Annotated in this window: 14 protein-coding genes; 5 read left to right on the top strand and 9 right to left on the bottom strand. The window is 69.4% G+C overall.

The genetic code is table 11. The annotated features are described in order from the left end of the window. Window positions 1-106: 106 nt before the first annotated feature. Together M0G41_RS08030 and ilvN are read left to right on the top strand one after the other, a co-directional pair. The gene (locus M0G41_RS08030) at window positions 107-1,870 is read left to right on the top strand and encodes an acetolactate synthase 3 large subunit (RefSeq protein WP_248207472.1); all 1,764 of its coding nucleotides are present in this window, start codon (window positions 107-109) and stop codon (window positions 1,868-1,870) included. Window positions 1,871-2,034: 164 nt separating this feature from the next. Beyond that, window positions 2,035-2,577 (top strand): acetolactate synthase small subunit, encoded by a 543-nt coding sequence (ilvN, locus tag M0G41_RS08025; RefSeq protein ID WP_248207469.1) that lies wholly within the window; start codon window positions 2,035-2,037, stop codon window positions 2,575-2,577. On the opposite strand, the gene M0G41_RS08020 is transcribed toward ilvN, so the two are convergent. The 3 genes from M0G41_RS08020 to pyk are packed head-to-tail and all read right to left on the bottom strand — an operon-like array spanning window position 2,574 to window position 6,370. Further along, window positions 2,574-3,788 carry a hypothetical protein gene (locus tag M0G41_RS08020; protein WP_248207459.1) on the bottom strand — a complete coding sequence of 405 codons (1,215 nt, stop codon included), beginning with the start codon at window positions 3,786-3,788 and terminating at the stop codon, window positions 2,574-2,576. The genes ilvN and M0G41_RS08020 overlap by 4 nt on opposite strands. Then, complete coding sequence (locus M0G41_RS08015) at window positions 3,785-4,885, bottom strand: acyltransferase family protein (protein ID WP_248207456.1); 1,101 nt, start codon at window positions 4,883-4,885, stop codon at window positions 3,785-3,787. The genes M0G41_RS08020 and M0G41_RS08015 overlap by 4 nt, the downstream gene beginning before the upstream one ends. Before the next feature lie 18 nt (window positions 4,886-4,903). After that, a complete protein-coding gene (gene pyk / locus M0G41_RS08010; protein WP_248207452.1) occupies window positions 4,904-6,370 on the bottom strand; it encodes a pyruvate kinase in 1,467 nt (488 codons plus the stop codon). A 160-nt stretch (window positions 6,371-6,530) separates the two neighbouring features. Here pyk and M0G41_RS08005 point away from each other — a divergent pair, with 160 nt between their 5' ends. After that, on the top strand, window positions 6,531-7,118 hold the full coding sequence (locus tag M0G41_RS08005) for a GNAT family N-acetyltransferase (RefSeq protein ID WP_248207436.1): 588 nt from the start codon (window positions 6,531-6,533) through the stop codon (window positions 7,116-7,118). Here the strand turns inward: M0G41_RS08005 and M0G41_RS18795 are convergent. The 6 genes from M0G41_RS18795 to M0G41_RS07975 all read right to left on the bottom strand — a co-directional run bounded on the left by M0G41_RS18795 (window position 7,094) and on the right by M0G41_RS07975 (window position 16,654). Further along, entirely contained in the window at window positions 7,094-8,245 is a 1,152-nt protein-coding gene (locus M0G41_RS18795) for a GGDEF domain-containing protein (protein ID WP_248207430.1), read from the bottom strand. The two genes, M0G41_RS08005 and M0G41_RS18795, sit on opposite strands and share 25 nt — an antisense overlap. 470 nt (window positions 8,246-8,715) lie before the next feature. Beyond that, window positions 8,716-10,080, bottom strand: coding sequence for a GGDEF domain-containing protein (locus M0G41_RS07995; protein ID WP_248207429.1), 1,365 nt, complete (start codon window positions 10,078-10,080; stop codon window positions 8,716-8,718). Window positions 10,081-10,166: 86 nt separating this feature from the next. Next, entirely contained in the window at window positions 10,167-10,892 is a 726-nt protein-coding gene (locus tag M0G41_RS07990; protein ID WP_248207412.1) for a phosphoadenylyl-sulfate reductase, read from the bottom strand. After that, a complete protein-coding gene (gene cysI, locus M0G41_RS07985) occupies window positions 10,889-12,577 on the bottom strand; it encodes an assimilatory sulfite reductase (NADPH) hemoprotein subunit (RefSeq protein ID WP_248207411.1) in 1,689 nt (562 codons plus the stop codon). The genes M0G41_RS07990 and cysI overlap by 4 nt, the downstream gene beginning before the upstream one ends. Before the next feature lie 160 nt (window positions 12,578-12,737). Further along, complete coding sequence (locus M0G41_RS07980) at window positions 12,738-14,567, bottom strand: assimilatory sulfite reductase (NADPH) flavoprotein subunit (RefSeq protein ID WP_248207408.1); 1,830 nt, start codon at window positions 14,565-14,567, stop codon at window positions 12,738-12,740. A gap of 278 nt (window positions 14,568-14,845) precedes the next feature. Then, window positions 14,846-16,654 carry a Kelch repeat-containing protein gene (locus tag M0G41_RS07975; RefSeq protein WP_248207406.1) on the bottom strand — a complete coding sequence of 603 codons (1,809 nt, stop codon included), beginning with the start codon at window positions 16,652-16,654 and terminating at the stop codon, window positions 14,846-14,848. Between the two features lie 134 nt (window positions 16,655-16,788). Between M0G41_RS07975 and metF the strand changes: the two genes are divergently transcribed. Next, window positions 16,789-17,610, top strand: a complete 822-nt coding sequence (gene metF, locus M0G41_RS07970; protein ID WP_248207403.1) for a methylenetetrahydrofolate reductase [NAD(P)H] — start codon at window positions 16,789-16,791, stop codon at window positions 17,608-17,610. 34 nt (window positions 17,611-17,644) lie between these two features. Beyond that, a complete protein-coding gene (locus tag M0G41_RS07965) occupies window positions 17,645-18,232 on the top strand; it encodes a DUF4124 domain-containing protein (protein WP_248207400.1) in 588 nt (195 codons plus the stop codon). Window positions 18,233-18,529 lie beyond the last annotated feature (297 nt).

Genomic DNA, 18,529 nt, shown 5'->3' with positions numbered 1-18,529 from the left:
GCCCGCCTCGGGCCGGCCCAATCAGTTGCAACAGAACCATTTGACAGCGCCGCCGGGCTGCCATTCCATGGCGTATGGAAGCACTGCAACAACAGGCCCCAACGCCATGACCGATGCCCCGCTGCCCCTGACCGGCGCCCAGATCGTGGTCCGCGCCCTGCGCGATCACGGGGTGCGGCACGTTTTCGGCTACCCAGGCGGCGCCGTACTGCCGATCTACGACGCCCTGTTCCAGCAGGACGAGGTCGAACACATCCTGGTCCGCCATGAACAGGGGGCGGCGCACGCGGCGGAAGGCTACGCACGTTCGACCGGCAAGCCCGGCGTGCTGCTGGTCACCTCCGGCCCCGGCGCGACCAATGCGGTGACCGGGCTGACCGATGCCCTGCTCGACTCGATCCCGCTGGTCTGCATCACCGGCCAGGTGCCGACCCACCTGATCGGCTCCGACGCCTTCCAGGAGTGCGACACGGTCGGCATTACTCGCGCCTGCAGCAAGCACAACTTCCTGGTCCGCGACGTGGGCGACCTCGCCCGGGTGCTGCACGACGCCTTCCATATCGCGACCAGCGGCCGCCCGGGACCGGTGGTGGTCGACATTCCCAAGGACGTGCAGTTCAAGACCGCACGCTATGAAGGCCCGGAGCATCTGGTCCATCGCCGCTACCGGCCGACCACCCACGGCGACCCGGCCCAGGTCGCCCGGGCGGTGGAGCTGCTGGCCAAGGCCAAACGACCGGTGTTCTACACCGGCGGCGGGGTCATCAATGCCGGCCCGAAAGCGAGTGAGCGGCTTCGCGAACTCGCCGCCCTGACCGGCGTGCCGGTGACCTCGACCCTGATGGGCCTCGGCGCCTTCCCGGCCAGCGACGCCCAGTGGCTGGGCATGCTCGGGATGCACGGCACCTACGAGGCCAATCTGGCGATGAACCGCTGCGACGTGATGGTCTGCATCGGTGCGCGCTTCGATGACCGGGTCACCGGCCGCCTGGACGCCTTCTCGCCCGGCTCGAAGAAGGTGCACATCGATATCGATCCGTCCTCGATCAACAAGAACGTGATCGTCGACGTGCCGATCGTCGGCGACTGCGGCGCGGTGCTTGAGCAGATGCTCGCCCTGTGGAAGGAGGGCGAGCGACGCATCGACGCCGAATCGCTGTCCGCCTGGTGGACCCAGATCGGCGAGTGGCGCGGACGCAAGTCACTGTCCTACCGCCGTTCGGAGGACACCATCAAGCCGCAGTATGCGGTCGAGCGGCTCTATCAGCTCACCCGCCAGCGCAACACCTACATCACTACGGAAGTCGGCCAGCACCAGATGTGGGCCGCCCAGCACTACCACTTCGAGGAGCCCAATCGCTGGATGACCTCGGGCGGTCTCGGAACGATGGGTTATGGAATACCCGCGGCGGTCGGGGTGCAGGCCGCGCACCCGGATGCCCTGGTCATCGACATCGCCGGAGAGGCCAGCGCGCAGATGACCATGCAGGAGCTGTCCACCGCGGTGCAGTACCGCCTGCCGATCAAGATATTCATCCTCAACAACGAGTACCTCGGCATGGTCCGCCAGTGGCAGCAGCTGCTTCACGGCAGCCGCTATGCGCACTCCTACTCCGAGGCCCTTCCCGACTTCGTCAAGCTGGCCGAGGCCTACGGCGCCAAGGGCCTGCGCGCCACCAAGCCGGCGGAACTGGACGATGTGATCCGCGCGATGATCGACCACGACGGCCCGGTGATCGTCGACTGCGTGGTCGACAAGATGGAGAACTGCTACCCGATGATTCCCAGCGGTGCAGCGCATGACGAGATGATCCTGCCCGACACCGCCGACAGCGCCGAGGTCAGCGAGGCGGGGAAGGTGCTTGTCTAGAGCCGTGATTGGTGATTTGTGATTCGTGATTCGCAAGAGCGGGAAATCGAAGACATGGGCGTTGGAGGCGCCGGGAACGCTCGGGCTTCCCGCTTGGGCCTCCAACGAATCACCAATCACGAATCACCAATCACAAACTACGAATCACGAATCACGGATCCCCAATGAACCAACCCGCCTCCGCCTATTTCCTTGCCGATGCCTCGCCGCGCATCGTCCGCGCCACGCTGGCGGTGTTTGTCGACAACGAGGCCGGCGCCCTGGCGCGGGTGGTCGGGCTGTTTTCCGGCCGCGGCTACAACATCGAGTCGCTGACCGTGGCCGAGACCGACCACCAGAAGCACACCTCGCGGATCACCATCGTCACCTCGGGCACGCCGCGGATCATCGAGCAGATCAAGGCCCAGCTGGGCCGCCTTGTGCCGGTGCACAAGGTGGTCGACCTGTCGCTGGACTCCCCCGGCATCGAGCGCGAACTGGTCCTGGTCAAGGTCCGCAACCAGGGCGAACAGCGCGCCGAGGCCCTTCGACTGACCGAGGTGTTCAGGGCGCGGGTGATCGACATCACCCTCGACAGCCTGGTGCTGGAGCTGACCGGCAACAACAGCAAGATCGAGCGCTTCATCGAACTGCTTGTACCCCTGGGCCTGGTCGAACTGGCCCGCACGGGCGTGGTTGCAATCAGCCGGGGCGGCGACCTGACCTAACCAGGGTCGGGCGGTGTGCTCCGGGACGCGCCACTCGACCCCATCGCTGCCAGCAGCGCAAAGGGGGTCGCCGCCAGCAGGTACCAGCCGTAGAACGAGAACGTCGGCAGGCCGACCTGCAGGGAATACAGGACCACGGCGCCAAGGCCGGGAACGATCAGCGAGATCGCCATGTCGCGCGGCCAGTGGCCACCGCACAGGGCGAGGCCGACCGCGACCGACACGCTGAGGATGCCCACCAGGGCCTGGCCCCAGTCGCCACCCGCCGCGCGCAGCTTCTGCTGCACGTCCAGCGGTCCGAAGCTGCCGTCGGCGGCCGGATAGAACCAGGCCGCCAGCGCACCGAACGCAATCAGCATGAGCAGCGCGGCGCCAGTTGCAGGCGCCCATCCATGTCGTCGCTGCAGGGCCATGCACAGCACGGGCAACACCAGGACGAAGACGCTGCGCCCGGCCAGCATCAGGCCGAACAGGGCGGCCAGCGGATACAGCCAGCGGCTTCCGCGGCGAAGCTCTAGCAGGAGCAGGCAGCCGCAGGCTATCCACAGCGCATTGGCCAGCAGGTCACCGCCGGTCAGCAGTTCGGCCAGCACGATCGGCAGGGCAAGCAGCATCAGCCAGCCGGCCCGGCTTGCGGCGTCTGCGCCGCTGCGCCGCCGTACCAGGACGACGAAGGCCGCCAGCCAGAACGGCGTCTGCCAGGCGGAGAATCCCAGCGCGAGAACGAAAGGCGTGGCCAGCAGGAGCGCGCCGGGCAGCGGACCGATCGGATTGCCGGTGTCCAGGCAGGCACGGTGCTCCCCCGGCAGCACGCGACAGTCGTAGGGATTGCCGCCTGCCAGCATCTGGCGCACGCCGACATCCAGCGCCTCGTCGCGATCGCTGGTGAAGCCGAAGCGGCCGCTGTCCACTTCCGGATAGGCTAATGCCGTGGCCAGCACGGCTACGCCGATCATCGCGGCCGCGCCCCAGCGCCCGCCCGTCCCGAGCCCCTGCGGCGAACGCAGCCACGCCAGAAGCGCGGCAAGGGCGATCAGGTAGACCAAGGCGCATGCCCAGAACACCGGGCTGGCGGCGGCCATTCCGCCGCTCCACACGGCGATCACGCGGTCCAGCACGGCCAGGTTGGGCAGCCCGAGCAATCCGGCCAGCAGCGCTGCCGAGCGGATCGAAGCGGGCGAGGCCGGGCCGGGGTATGGGAGTTCGTTCATCGTCTTTCTTCTTCTGCCGAGCGGGACGCGCCGGGATCGTGCCTGGCGGTGCGGCGCAGGGCCCGCTCCAGCGGCCGAGCCACCCAGAAGGCCAGCACGCCGCCGGCAAGCAGGCTGCCGATGACGATCAGCCCCGAGGCATCGTCGCCGATCCTCAGACCGAAATGCACGACCACGCCGACCACCAGCAGGTGCGACAGGTAGATGGGATAGGACAGCTCGCCCAGCTGGCGATCCCAACGGCTGTCACCGAAGGCGCGGAACAGGACCGGCAGCGCGATGCACAGGGCGACGAGGAAGGCTGCGTAGCCGGGCGAGGTGATCGAGTGCAGCGGCGCATCGCCCAGCCATTCGAAGCCGAGGATGGCGAGGACCATGGCGAGCAGCACCGGCCAGCGCCAGCGCACGAGGGAGCCCGTGTCAAAGCGCTGCATGCCGTGCCAGGCCAGGGCGCCCAGGCAGAACAGCCAGAGCTCGAAGGGCGCGAAGCGGTAGTACCAGGGGTCGACCGGACCGAGCTGGGCCAGGGTGGCGTACTTGGCCGCGAACGAGGCCATGGCCAGCGCAAGCAGGCGTCGCGGCGAATGCACCAGGAAGGGCGCGATGGCGTAGAAGGCCAGCTCGATGGGCAGCGACCAGGCCTGCGGCACATAGTGGAACTTGAACAGCCACACTGGCTCTGCGAGGAAATTGCCGGTGAAGTAGAGGCCCTCGCTGCCGCTGGACAGCAGCAGCAGCCAGTCGCTGCCGATCAGCAACCAGTTGGCGATCAGGACCAGGGCCACGGTACCGGGGCTCGGATCGCTGGCGGCCAGCGCAGCGAAGCGATCGATCGATGGCTCGATCTCGCCGGCCAGGAAATACAGCAGCCAGACCGCCCAGTACAGCGGAAACAGGCGTGCGAAACGGTTCCAGTAGAAGGCGCCGAGCCGGCCGCGGTAGCGCTCGCCGAGCACCAGGGCCATGTAGAAGCCGGAGATCACGAAGAAGCTTTCCACGGCCAGCACGCCGCCAACGAAGTGCGTCCCGGTCAGCCAGAATGGCCCGGAGTGGAACAGCACCACCGATAGCGCCAGCAGCAGGCGCAGCGTGCCCATGACGACGGAACAGCCGGCCTAGAGCTCGCCCAGGCCTTCCGCCATCCCGCCCTCGCCGACCTTCAGCAGGCGCAGGGTGTTGGTCGAGCCCTGCTCTTCCATGTGGTCGCCCGAGGTAATCACCACCCGGTCGCCGACGCTGAGCAGGCCGAGCTGGAACAGGTGTTTCACCGCCTCGCGGGCCGCCTTGCGCGGGGCCAGGCCGCGGGAATCGAAGTCGATCGGAAAGACGTCGCGCATCAGGGCCATGCGCCGGCGTGCCTCGGGGTGCCGGGACAGGCCGTAGATCGGCGCCAGCGCGCGAAAGCGCGACAGCTGGCGGGCGGTGCCGCCGGACTCGGTCATGGCGACAATGGCGCGCACGCTGATGTGCTCGGTGAGGAACATGGCGGCCATCGCGATGGCTTCGTCGGCCCGGGTCAGGTCGCGGCGTGCCGCCTCGAAGTCGGTGTCGTGGTCGAACTGGCGCTCGGCGCCCAGACAGACCCGGACCATGGCCTCCACCGCCTTGACCGGGTACTGGCCGGCGGCACTTTCGGCGGAAAGCATCACCGCGTCGGTGCCGTCGATGACCGCGTTGGCGACGTCGAGCACCTCGGCCCGGGTCGGAATCGGGTTGTCGACCATCGACTGCAGCATCTGCGTCGCGGTGATCACCACCCGATTGCGCTCCAGCGCCTCGCGGATGATCTTCTTCTGCAGGCCGGGCAGCTCGGCATCGCCGATCTCCACGCCGAGGTCGCCGCGCGCCACCATCACCGCATCCGATGCATCGATGATCTCGCCGAGATTGGCGATCGCCTCGGCACGCTCGATCTTGGCGACGAGACCGGCCTGGCTGCCGGCATCGCGGGCGAGACGACGCGCCTCTTCGATATCGGCCGCGCTGCGGCAGAAGGACACCGCGAGGAAGTCGCAGCCCAGGCTGGCAGCCAGCTCGATGTCGGCACGGTCCTTGTCGGTCAGCGCGCCCAGCGAGAGGCCGCCGCCCAGCCGATTGAGACCCTTGCGGTTGGACAGCGCGCCGTCGGTAAGCACCGTACAGTGGATCTGGTCGTTGGCAATTTCCTCTACCCGCATGGCGACCAGGCCGTCGTCGAGCAGAAGGGTGTCACCTGCACGCACATCGCCGGGCAGGCCGCGGTAGCTGCAGCCCACGCGACTCGCATCGCCCGTCGCGGGCTGCTCGCTGCAGTCCAGGGTGAAGCGCTGACCAGCCTTGATCTCGACTTTGTCGCCGGCGAAGGACTCGATGCGGATCTTCGGGCCTTGAAGATCACCGAGCACGCCAACTTCGTGACCCAGCCGCTTGGCCGCATTGCGAACCTGGGAGATGCGCTGCGCGTGCTGCTCGGCGTTGCCGTGTGAGAAATTGAGCCGGACGACGTTGACGCCGGCGGCGATCAGGGCCTCGGTGACCCCGGGGCGATCGGACGCCGGCCCGAGGGTGGCGAGGATCTTGGTGCGGCGAAGCTGGTCGACCATGGCACGTCCTTGCGGCAATCTTCCGGGCCCAACAGCCCGCCACGCTATCACAGCCACCGGACACCGCCATGCATCCAAGACCCTGCCTGCAAACGTTTGCAGCCCACGCCGCGGCGCCGGCTTTGCGATGTCGGTTCTGCCGCTGGCCGGAGTCCACGCGATGACCCTCCTGACCGACCGGATCGCCGCCCTGGCGGCGCGCCTGCACGGTCTCGCCGGCTTTCCCGTGATCGAGGACGACATGATCCGGCTGCGGGCGCCCGGTGAAGCCGATGTGGACCCGCTGTTCGCCCTGTTCTCCGATCACGAGGTGATGCGCTACTGGTCGCGGCCGGCGATGCAGCATCGTGACGAGGCGGTGGACTACGTCTCCAGCATCCGCGAGGGCTTCGCCAAGCGCGAGTTCATCAACTGGATCATCGCAGAGCGGGACACCGACCGCATGTCGGGGACCTGCACCTTCTACGACATCCAGCCCTCGCATCTGCGCTCGGGCATCGGCTATGCGGTACTGCCGGCAGAACAGGGTCGTGGCATCGCCAGCCAGGCGGTCGGGCTGGCCTGCGCCTGGGGCTTTGGCTGGCTGGACCTGCACCGGGTCGAGGCCGACATCCATCCCGACAACCACGCCTCGCGGCGGGTGCTCGAACGGGCCGGCTTCCAGCGCGAAGGCCTGCTGCGCCAGCGCTTCGTCACCCCACAGGAGATCCAGGATTCGGAGCTCTACGGGCTGCTCGCCCCTTCCTGAGCCTGCGTCGCCCCCCTCGCGGCCAGCACAACCCGGTCACGCCCCTCGGCCTTGGCCTGGTAGAGCGCCCGATCCACCGCGGCGAGCAGGGCCGAGGGCGCGCCGCCCGGCACCAGCTGACCGACGCCGGCACTGGCCCGCACCCGCGGACCATCCCCCAGCAGCGGCTCAGTGCGGAGCCCTTCGAGAAACGACTCGGCCTGCGCTGCGGCCTCCCCGGCTTCGGCGCCCGTCCAGAGCACGGCGAACTCCTCGCCGCCCCAGCGCGCCACCACAGCCTGGTCGATCGGGGCGAAATGCCGGCGCAGGCGCGCGGCAAAGGCGCGCAGCACCTCGTCACCGACGAGATGCCCGAGACGGTCATTGACCTGCTTGAAATGATCGATGTCCAGAAGCAGCAGGCAGGCGCCCCGCCCGCTGCGCCTGCACTGCTCTGCCACCCGGGCGAGCTGGGCGGCAAACTCGGCGTGGTTCAGCAGCCCGGTCAGGCCGTCATGCTGGCTGAGCTGCTCGAAGCGGTCGCGCTGTCCGCGCAGGGCCCCCTGCAGCGCCAGGTGCTCCCGATACTCACGGTGCGCCCGGAGCGCGGTGGCGATCAGGTAGAGCGCATAGATGCCGAGCGCCAACTGCACCGGCCGCCCGCCCTCACCCTCATCGACGAGCAGGGGTGCCGGCAGATACACGAAGCTCATGCAGACCAGCGAGCCGACCAGGCTCATCGGGTACGAATGCGCGTAGGCAGTGGCGAACAGAATGCTGCAGACCACGGCCGCCGGACGGGTGGCAGTGAAGGCGGGCTCGACCAGCACCCAGCCAAGGCCGCCACCCCAGAGCACCGCGGTAAGCAGAAGAATGCCCCAATGCAGCCGGCGCAGCTGCAGCAGCACCTCTCGACCCGCGCCCAGGGCCGGACGCAGCACGAACCGCAGCACCGCCAGCACGGCAAAGCCCGCCGCCAGCAGGACACTCTCCATCGGGAACCGGACGAAGCCTTGGCTGGCGGCGGCGACCAGCAACCAGCCGGCCAGGTAGAACAGCCCTCCCACCCGGCTGCGCGAGACCATGGCCGCGACCTCGATGCGCAGCGATTCGACATCCGGCGCGACGCGCTCGGCAGACTGTGGCACGGCAACTCGACCTCGTGAACTGCGGGCCATGCTGGGCAGGCCGGAGCCCAGCGTCAATCGTGCCGGGCCCGGGCATGTCGATGACCGGAAAATGCCCGGCCCCTCGGGGCGCGGCCCGGAAGCGCCCTCAGGGCGGGAACTGGCCGTTCGCAGCGGCCTCGGATAGGCAGGCTCCTCAAAGCGGACATGGCCGCGACCGTGGAGGTTCGCTCTGGCCGCGGTCTGTGGTGAATCCGTAGCGCTGCGGTCGCTCCCAAGGGCGCTCCCACAGTCGGGCTTCGCTGCACGTCGGCGAAGGCCCATAGGGTGCGTCCTGGACGCGCCGAAACGGGCGTTCGGACGGCACGCCCGGTGCAGCCAGCCGCACCCTATGGATGTCTTCCTTGCGCCCACCACGCGCCTTCCGGAACGGCCGATGGCCCGCCATCTGCAGGACTCGCAGCACTCAGGCCCGCGGCGAAACCGCTGGCTCAGGCCGGCGGCCGGGCGATGCGGTTCTTGCCGCCGTACTTGGCGACGTACATGGCGCGGTCGGACTCGCGCAGCAGCGTGCCGGGGTCGATGGAATCGGCGCGGGCCGAGGCAAGTCCGATGCTGGCGCCGATATGTCGCGGCTCGGATTCGCCCTCGGCGGTCCAGGGGCGCGCCAGGGCCTCCTGGGCGCGGCGCGCGATCTCGGCGGCGGTGGGCTCGTCGGCCTCCTCCAACAGCAGCACGAACTCGTCGCCGCCAAGTCGGACGACGGTATCGCTGTCGCGCACCACGGACTGCAGCCGTTGACCGACCTCGCGCAGCAGCTGGTCACCGGCGGCGTGCCCCAGATCATCGTTGACCTGCTTGAAATCGTCGAGGTCGATCAGCAGCACGCTGATCCAGCCATCGCTGCGCCGGGCCCGGGCCTGGGCGCGGTGCAGGCGATCCTCCAGCAGAGCCCGATTGGCAAGGCCGGTCAGCGGATCATGGAAGGCCAAATTGGTGAGCCGGTCGGACAGCTCGCGCGACTGCAGGGCGCTGGCCAGCATCTTGGCCGCCAGGCGCAGGCCCAGTTCGAAATCCTCGGTCCAGTCCACGGGGCGCCGCACGCCGTCGAAGCCGGCGAAGCCCCACAGCGAGATGCCGCTGGGGATCGGCACCAGGACAATCGACTGGATCTGCTCGCGCTCGAACTCGAGGCGCTCGGAGGCGGCCTCGGGCGGCAGGTCTGCGACCCGCGGCACGATGACCGCGCGATCGGCCTGCAGCTCGCGCATCAACCAGGGAAAACGCGTCGCCGGCACCCGCTGCAGGTTGGCCATCTCGCGCGAGATGCCGGGAGCGACCCATTCATGCGTGTTGCTCATCCGCTGGCCATCGTCGGACATGCGGAACAGGTAGCAGCGGTCGACTTCGAAGAACTGGCCGAGCGCGCCCAGACAGCTGTCGATACAGGCATCGAGGGCGCCGCGCTGCGCGCGCATCAGGGCCGCGGAAATGGCGACCACCGTGCGCTCGAACTCCAGGCGCCGTTCGAGCACCGCGGCGCCGTCCACCGGCTCACCGCCGGGCAGCAGCTGGACGACCCAGCCCCCGTCGCTCAGGGGGCGGGCGATCCCCGCCTGCTCACGGCCGTCCGGCAGGCGCCAGCAGAAGCGCCCGTCAGCCGAGGCATAGGGACTTCCCTGCCACAGGCGCAAGCCGTCCAGGGCGCAATGCCGGGCGGCCAGAAAGCTTTCGGCCGCAGCGTTGCCGCGCAGCGCCAGGCCCGAGGCATCGCAGACCAGCACGGCGGCCGGGAGCGCGTCGAGCACCTCGCGATCAGACGGTTCCAGCGACGTCGGGACCACTGCCTGGCGCATGGGATCAAGGGACAGGAAAGGCCCGAGTCTGCGCAAAGCGCCGGGGCGATGCAACGATGGTGCCGAATCACCCTGGCGCTGCATCCTCAGACGTCCAGGTGCAGACCGCACTCCCGCTTCAGGCCGAAGAAGCGCGTGTCCTCCTCGCGCATGCCGGGCTCCCAGCGCCGGGTGGTGTGCACATCGCCAATCGAAACAAAGCCCTGCTCCCAGAGCGGGTGATAGGGCAGCTCATGGCGGGTCAGGTAATGGCCAACCTCGCGATCGCTCCAGTCGGCGATCGGATGGATCTTCCAGCGCCCGTTGCGGCGCTCGGCGATCGGCGTGGCGGCGCGGGTCTCGGCCTGCTGCCGGCGCAGGCCGGAGAACCAGGTGCCAGCGCCAAGCTCGTTCAGGGCGCGCTGCATCGGCTCGACCTTGCGCAGCTGGTTGTAGCGCTCGATGCCTTCGACGCCCTGCTCCCAGAGCCGGCCGTGGCGGGCCTCCATCCAGGCCCGGGACAGGCCCGGGCGGACCACGTGCAGGTTGAGCCGCAGTCGCTCGGTCAGCTGGTCGACGAAGGCATAGGTCTCGGGAAAGAGATAACCGGTGTCGACCAGAATCACCGGGATGTCGGGACGCAGGCTGGACAGCAGGTGCAGGGAGACCGCGGCCTGGGCCCCGAAGCTGCTGGAGAGCACGTGGGCCCCCTCGCAGTGGGCCAGCGCCCACTCCACCCGCTGTTCCGCCGAGCCCCGCTCGAGGAAGCGGTTCAGTTCGGACAGGGCCCGCGGATCGCGGGCGGCCTCGGCGGTGGTCTCGCTCAGGCTCATGCCGCCACCAGCACGGACGCGATCTGCCGCGGATTGGCGCTGACCCGCCCGCTGCGGATCAGGTAGTCGCCAAAGCCCTCGTCCGGCTCGCGCTCGGCGGCGTAGCCGGCGAACAGGGGATCCAGCTCGGCAAGGATCTCCGCCTCATCGATGTTCTCGCGGAACAGGGTGTTCAGGCGCTGTCCGCGATGGTCGGCCCCGAGCATCAGGTTGTAGCGGCCAGGGGCCTTGCCGACCAAGGCGATCTCGCCAAAATAAGGCCGCGAGCAGCCGTTCGGGCAGCCGGACAGGCGCAGCAGGATCGGAGCGTCCAGCAGGCCATGGCGCTCGAGCAGGGCCTCGACGCGGCCGACGAAGTCCGGCAGGTAGCGCTCGGCCTCGGCCATGGCGAGGCCACAGGTCGGCAGGGCGACGCAGGCCAGGGCCAGACGGCGCAGGGCGCTGCCGTGGCGATAGCCATCCAGTCCGTGCTTGACCACCAGTGCTTCGATCCGTCGGCGCTCACCGGCCGGCACGCCGGCGATGACCACGTTCTGGTTCGGGGTCAGACGGAACTCGCCGCGGTGGACCCGGGCGATCTCGCGCAGACCGAGCAGGAAACTGGCCTCGGCGGTGTCGGCGATGCGCCCGGCAGGCACCTGCAGGGTCAGGTGGGCGCGGCCGTCCTCGCCGTCAACCCAGCCGTAGCGGTCGCCGTTGTGCTCGAAGCCGAACGGACGCGCCGGCTCCAGCCGGAATCCGGCGCGCCGTTCGACCTCGTCCCGGAACCAGTCGAGGCCACGATCGTCGATGGTGTACTTAAGGCGCGCACGCTTGCGCACCTCGCGATTGCCGAAGTCGCGCTGGGCGGTGACCACCGCCTCGCCCACGGCCAGCACCTGATCGCAGCGGACGAAACCGAGCACCTGGGCCAGCAGCGGATAGGTCTCAGGATCGCCGTGGGTGGCGCCCATGCCGCCGCCAACGGTGACGTTGTAGCCGACCAGATCGCCGTCCTCGATGACGGCGATGTAGCCCAGATCGTGGGCGAACACGTCGACGTCGTTGATCGGCGGGATGGCAAACGCGGTCTTGAACTTGCGCGGCAGGTAGCGCTCGCCGTAGATCGGCTCGTCCTCGCTGCCGGCAACCTTCTCCTCGTCCAGCCAGATCTCGTAGTAGGCGCGGGTATTCGGCAGCAGGTGCTCGGAGAGCGCGGCGGCATCCGCATGCACCGCGGCATGCACGTCCGACTGCAGCGGGTTGGCGCCAACCATGACATTGCGATTGACGTCGCCACAGGCCGCCAGGGTGTCGATCAGCGCGGCGTTGATCGCCTGCATGGTGGCCTTGAGCTCGCGCTTGATGACGCCGTGGAACTGGAAGGCCTGGCGGGTGGTGATGCGCAGCGTTCCGTTGGCAAAACCGGTGGCGATGGCGTCCAGCTTCAGCCACTGCTCCGGGCTGACCACGCCGCCCGGCGTGCGGGTGCGGATCATGAAGCTGTAGGCCGGCTCCAGCTTCTGCTGGCGACGCTCCTCGCGCAGATCGCGGTGGTCCTGCTGATAGCTGCCATGGAACTTGATCAGGACCTGGTCGCTTTCGGCGATCGCGCCCGTCGCCTGATCCGCCAGGCTTTCCACCAGCGTTCCACGCAGATGCCGGCTGGCCAGCTTGATGTCTTCGACGGGTATGGATGCGCTCACTTTTCGGTCCGGTGCTTATTTCAAAGGGCTCAGGGGCTAGGGGCTAGGGCTCAGAGGTTGGAAGCGAGGGCTCAGGGACCCGGGCTCAGGAATGGCGGAGAGCAACTGCTTGCCTCGACCTGCCCTTCTGAGCCCTGAGCCCTAGTCCCTGAGCCCTGCCTCAATAAACATCCCGCGCATACCGCCCCGCCTGCTGCAGGGCGCGCAGCTCGGCCTCGGCGTCCTCGCGCGACAGGCCGCCATGGGTGCTGAACACCTCGACCAGCGCGGCATGCACGTCCTTGCCCATCTGGATCGCACCGCAGACGTAGAGGTGAGCGCCGCCGCGGACCCAGTCGAGCAGGACCCTGCCCTCCTCGCGCAGGCGCTGCTGCACGTAGACCTTCTGCGCCTGGTCGCGGGAGAAGGCGAGGTCGATGCGGGCCAGCCGACCGTCCTTGCGCGCCTTCAGCCACTCGGCCTGGTAGAGGAAGTCGCTGGCGAAGCGCTGGGCGCCGAAAACCAGCCAGTGGCGCCCACGGGCGCCTTCGGCAATGCGCTGCTGGAGGAAGCCACGGTAGGGGGCGATGCCGGTACCGGCCCCGATCATGATCAGGTCGCGGGCGCCATCGGCCGGCAGGCGGAAGCGCTCGTTGGGTTCGACATAGACCCGCAGCGACCCGCCAGGCGAGCGCCGTGCGATATGGCTGGAGGCCGCGCCGACATGGATGCCCTCCCCGACCGCGTAGCGCAGGACGTCGACGGTAAGGTGGGCCTCCTCGCCGACCTCGGCGCGGCTGGAAGCGATCGAGTAAAGGCGCGGGCTCATCGGCTTCAATGCCTCCACCAGGCCCTGCGCATCCCATTCCACCGGCCAGCGACGCAGCGCCTCGACCAGCGGCAGCTCGCCGAGCAGGGCCGCGGTCCGCTCAGGTACGGCCAACGAGTCGGCCAGTCCGGCATCGCCGCTGCGCTCGGCCAGCGCGGCCAGCACGCCGCGCGCGCTGCGGGTGATCTCGCGCTGGCTGGCCAGCCAGTCGCGCAGCGGCAGGCTGCGGTCCTTCAGCGAAACGACCTGTTCGCCGTCCAGCCGGCTGGCAGCAAGCACCGCCTCGACCAGGGCCGGCGGGTTCTCGGCCCAGACGCCCAGCGCGTCGCCCGGCTCGTAGTGCAGGCCGGACTCGGCGAGGTCCAGCTCGACATGACGGACGTCCTTCTCGCTGTCGCGGCCGCTGATCCGCTGGTTGGCGAGCAGCTCGGCCACAAAAGGCGCCTCGCGGGACGCTTTTGGCGTCGCAGCGCGGCGCAGCGGGGTCACCGTGGCGCGCGCGGGGCCCAGGCCCGAGGGCTGCAGCGCGCGAAGTGCGCCGAGCAGTTCGCCGCGCCAGGGCGTCGCCACCGCGTCGATGTCGACATCGGCTTCGGCCCTTGGCAGCACGGCGCTCGCGCCCAGCGCGGCCAGCCGCGCGTCGAGACGCCGGCCGATCTCGCAGAACTTGGCGTAGCTGGAGTCGCCCAGCGCCAGCACCGAGTACTTCAGCTGCGGCAGCTGCGGGGCGCGGCGCCCGTCGAGGAACTCGAAGAATCCCAGCGCGTCATCGGAGGGGTCGCCCTCACCCTGGGTGCTGAACACGAAGCTCATCAGCCGCTCATCCTTGAGCTCGCGCAGCGGATAGGCGTCGGCGCGGAACAGCCGAACCGCAAGGCCACTGGCCTCGGCCTCGGCGGCCAGGGCCTCGGCGGCGCGCTTGGCGTTGCCGGTCTGGCTGCCGTAGACGATGCTCAGCCGCTGGCTGGGGACGCTTTCGGCCTGGGGCTCGGCCGCCAGCGGCAGCTCGGCGGCGCCCGGCGCCGGCAGCGCGGCGTGCGCGCCGCCGCGGGCGTGGGCCAGACCAGCGGCGTAGCCGGACAGCCACCACAGTGCCGGCGCCTCCAGCCCGGCCACCGCACGGGAGAGTGCCTCGGCATTCTCGGCCGGTAGAAGTTCGGGCAGTCGCGGCAGGGCGGACATGGCGTCGCTCGCTGGGAAGACGCCGTCGATCATGGTCATCGCCGAGCGGCGACGGAAACAACCAGCGGTTATGCAGTCATGCGGGCCGACCGGTCCGCGCACGGCGAAGCGTGTCGTTCAGGACGCCGGGAGCCGGCAAGTTCCGCGCAGGTCAGCATCGCCGCGCGGGCGGATGCGCCGCTTTCCCGAGCCCCGTCAGAAGCTTGAACGGCAAGGCCTGCCCTCCTGCGGCGGGGGTGGTGGTGGCGGCATGGCGCCCGACGCGCACAGGCTCAGGCTCAATCCTCGCCCAGATCCAGCGCGAAGGTGCGGCCACTGGCCCCGGCGATCTCGCCCGGCCGTGTCGAGCCGCTGACCACGATGAAGCGGCCATCGACCACCGCGCCCGCCGTGCCATGGACGGCGACCGGATACTCCGGTGCGCTGCTCCAGCTGGCCTCGCCGGCGCGGATCCACTCGCTGCGTGGCTCGTTGTAGAGCGCGCCACCGATGACCTCGCCGCCGGTGAGCACCAAGGTGCGATCGCCCGCCGCGGCTGCGAAGCCTCCACGTGGGTGGCGTATGGGGGGCCCGACCCGCCAGCGCTCGCTGACCGGGTCGTAGATCCGCACTGCGGTGTTCTCCGGTGAGCGTCCGGCGATGACCCAGATCTCATCAAGGAAGGCGACCACCTGGGAGTGGTCGCGGGGTGTGAAATCCGGCGCGTCGATGATCCGCACGCGATCGCCCATGGGGTCGAACTGCTGCAGGCGGCCCGACGCATCCCCGACATAGGCATAGCCGCCGAGCACCGTGGAGTGGCTGCCGAAACTGCTGGCCAGGGCCGGCACCGGCTCCCAGCTGCCCGTGGCGAGCCGATAGCGGAAGGCCGGCGTGTCCTGGTTGCCACCGCCCAGCGGTGCCCCGCCGGCCATGTAGATCGCGCCATCCAGGGCGAAGGCGGAAAGGTGGTCGCGCCCGGCCGGCAGATCGGGCAGCACGCTCCAGACGTCGCCCGAGGGGTCATAGCGGCGGAAGGCCCGCGGCGCCCCGAACCCGCCGAGGGCATAGAGCAGCCCTTCGTTCGCGGTGACCGCGTGCTCGGACTGAGCCGGCAGCGGCGAGGTGCGGCGCTCCTGCCAGGCGCCGGCCGGGCTGGCGGTGGAAGGATCGATACAGGGCGCTCCACCCAGGCGGGTCAACCGCTGGATCGGCCGCTCGGCGGAGCCGAAGCCGGGCAGGGTCGATGCATAGCGGACGCGTCCGCCCTCGCAGTGGTCGTACTCGAGGGTGAAACTGCCCCAGGGCGTCAGGCTCACCGCGTCGGGATCGAAGTCGTCGCCGAACCGGGTACCCCCGCCCAGAAGCATCTGCTCGACCTCGATCCGGCTGCCCGCTCTTTGCCCCTGGCCGACCAGCCAGGCCTGCCGGCCCTCGCCATCGAAGGAAAACCAGTAGACAAGGCTCTGGCCATCGGCCAGGTCCTCGACCAGCCAACCCTCGCCCGGGCGGTCGGAAACGAACCAGGCCCCGCTGCGCGAACGCAGGCCTTCCGCCGCCCGCGACCCGCTTTCATTGAGCAGGCGCTGGCCGCCGCAATCGATCTGGTCGACCACAGAAAGCCGCTGCATCGCCCGGCTGCCACTGCCATAGCCGGCCGGTCCCTCCCAGCTGGCGGTCATCGCCCCGCAATGCTCGAAGCGCAGCACCAGGCCGCCCCAGCGGGCGTAGTCGACATCGTCCGGATCGAAGGCCTCGCCGAAGCGGGCGCCGCGTGGCTGCAGCACCTCGGCGAAACGCAGGGTGTTGCCGTCCCGCACGCCATCCGTGGCCAACAGCCAGGCGGCCGGGTCGGTCTCGCCGGTTGCCGGAAAGGTGAACCAGATGGCGAAGGCGCGGCCATCGGGCAGGACCTGCAGAATGATGCCCTCGCCGCTGCGCGCCGGATCGAACCAGGAGCCGCTGACTCCGGGGCCGATCCAGTAGTCAGAGGCGCCCGCCGCGAGCTTCAGGCGCGGCTGGGCCACCGGGTGCCGCAGATCGCAGGCCAGGCCGACGCCAGCCACGGCCAGCAGTGCGGCCACCAGGTACATCCTCGATCCACGCATGACACGGCCCTCCCATCGACCGGTCAAGACTACGACAGCTATCGTAGTCTTGCCAGCAGCCCGGAGGCATCCATCGCTTCATCCGCACAAAGCGATATAGTTAGTGTTTCCACCCCGTCGAGACCGCCCCGCCCATGGTTCCCATCAGCTTCGAGTTCTTTCCGCCCAAGACCGACGAGCAGCGCGCCCAGCTGGACGCAGCGGCGACGGCGCTCAAGCAGCGCGGTCCGGAGTACGTCTCGGTGACCTTCGGCGCCGGCGGCTCGACGCTCAGCTACACGCCGGACACCGTGCGTCGCCTGCACGAGGACCACGGCCTCGAGGCCGTACCGCACCTGTCCTGCATGGGCGGCACCCGGCGCGAGATCCGCGAGCTGCTCGACCTCTATCGCGACATCGGCTGCCGTCGGATCGTGGCCCTGCGCGGCGACCTGCCTTCGGGCATGGCAGCCTTCGGAGATTTCCGTTACGCGAGCGACCTGGTGCGCTTCGTCCGAGAAGAGACCGGAGATTTCTTCCACATCGAGGTGGCCGGCTACCCCGAGGTCCACCCGCAGGCCGAGGATGCCAGCAGCGACCTCCGCCGCCTGGTCGAAAAGGTCGAGGCCGGCGCGAACGGCATCATCACCCAGTACTTCTTCAACCCCGACGCCTACTTTCGCTTTGTCGACGACGCCCACCGGCTTGGCGTCAAGGTGCCGATCGTTCCGGGCATCATGCCGATCACCAACTACTCGCAGCTGCGCCGCTTCTCCGAAATGTGCGGCGCCGAGATCCCGCGCTGGATCGCGCGCCGCCTGCAGGCGCTGGGCGATGACCTGGGCGGCATCCGCGAATTCGGCGCCGAGGTGGTCGGCGCACTGTGCCGACGCCTGGTCGAAGGCGGCGCGCCCAGTCTCCATCTCTACACCCTGAATCGCGCCAAAGCGACCCTCGCGGTTCTCGACCGGCTGTAGTCCCGATCGCACTGTCCGCGGGCAGAATGGGGCCATGCGTCCCATCCTGCTGCTCCTGTTGCTGGCCTGCCTGGGAGCGCGCGTTTCCGCGGCCGAGATCTATCGCTGCGAGGACAGCGCAGGCAGGCAGGTCTTCACCGATCGCCCGTGCCGGGCCATCGGGGCCCTGCCACTGCCCTCGGCCCGCGACCTGCCACCGCCCTCCGCCGATACCGCGGCGGTGGCCGGCGGCGCAGCCGAGGAGCCGGACCTGAGCCCGCCGCCGGCGGCATCCGGCTGTCCGGGACCCACGCCGACCCTGCTCGGCGAAGCGCTGGCCACGGCGGCGGGGCGCGGCGACCTCAATGCCATCGCCGGGATGTACCACTGGCCGGCGGCCGGCCGAGGCGCCGCAAGCCGGGTATTCGCGGAAGCCCGACGCCTGTCCTCGGCAGCGCCGCTCTCCTTCGAGGTGCTCCCCTCGCGCCAGGACGACAGCTGGCTCTGGTCCGGCGAACCCCCGCCCGACAGGCCGCGCAGCCTGCCGCCGGAGCTGCTGGTTTCCGTCGGCAGATCAAGCGACCGACCCATCGCCCGCTACGCCCTGGTCGCCCACGCAGGCTGCTACTGGCTGCCGCCGTAGCTCGGCCGGCGACGGGAAGGCGAGGCAGCCTCCGGCGGTTCAACGGCAGGGCTGGGCGCAAATCGGACCTTCGCAACTGACCCCGATCGGGCGGGCTCTTCGTAGGAGCGGACATGGCCGCGACCGCGGAGCTTCGCTCTGGCCACGGCCTGTGGAGAACACGTCATGCCGCGCTCGCGCCCATGTGCGCTCCTTCTATGTGCCGTCCACTGTCAACCTCTGGTTGCTTGCTTCTTTGCTTTCCTGATGTCTGGCGTGGCGGTTGCTGTTCGGGCGTTCGACCGTGTGCGTCGAGAC

It is taken from the genome of Pseudomarimonas salicorniae, assembly GCF_023156535.1.
Classification (GTDB): domain Bacteria; phylum Pseudomonadota; class Gammaproteobacteria; order Xanthomonadales; family Xanthomonadaceae; genus Pseudomarimonas; species Pseudomarimonas salicorniae.
Note: the sequence above shows the minus strand (reverse complement) of the source record. Positions and strands in the feature narration are given on the sequence as shown.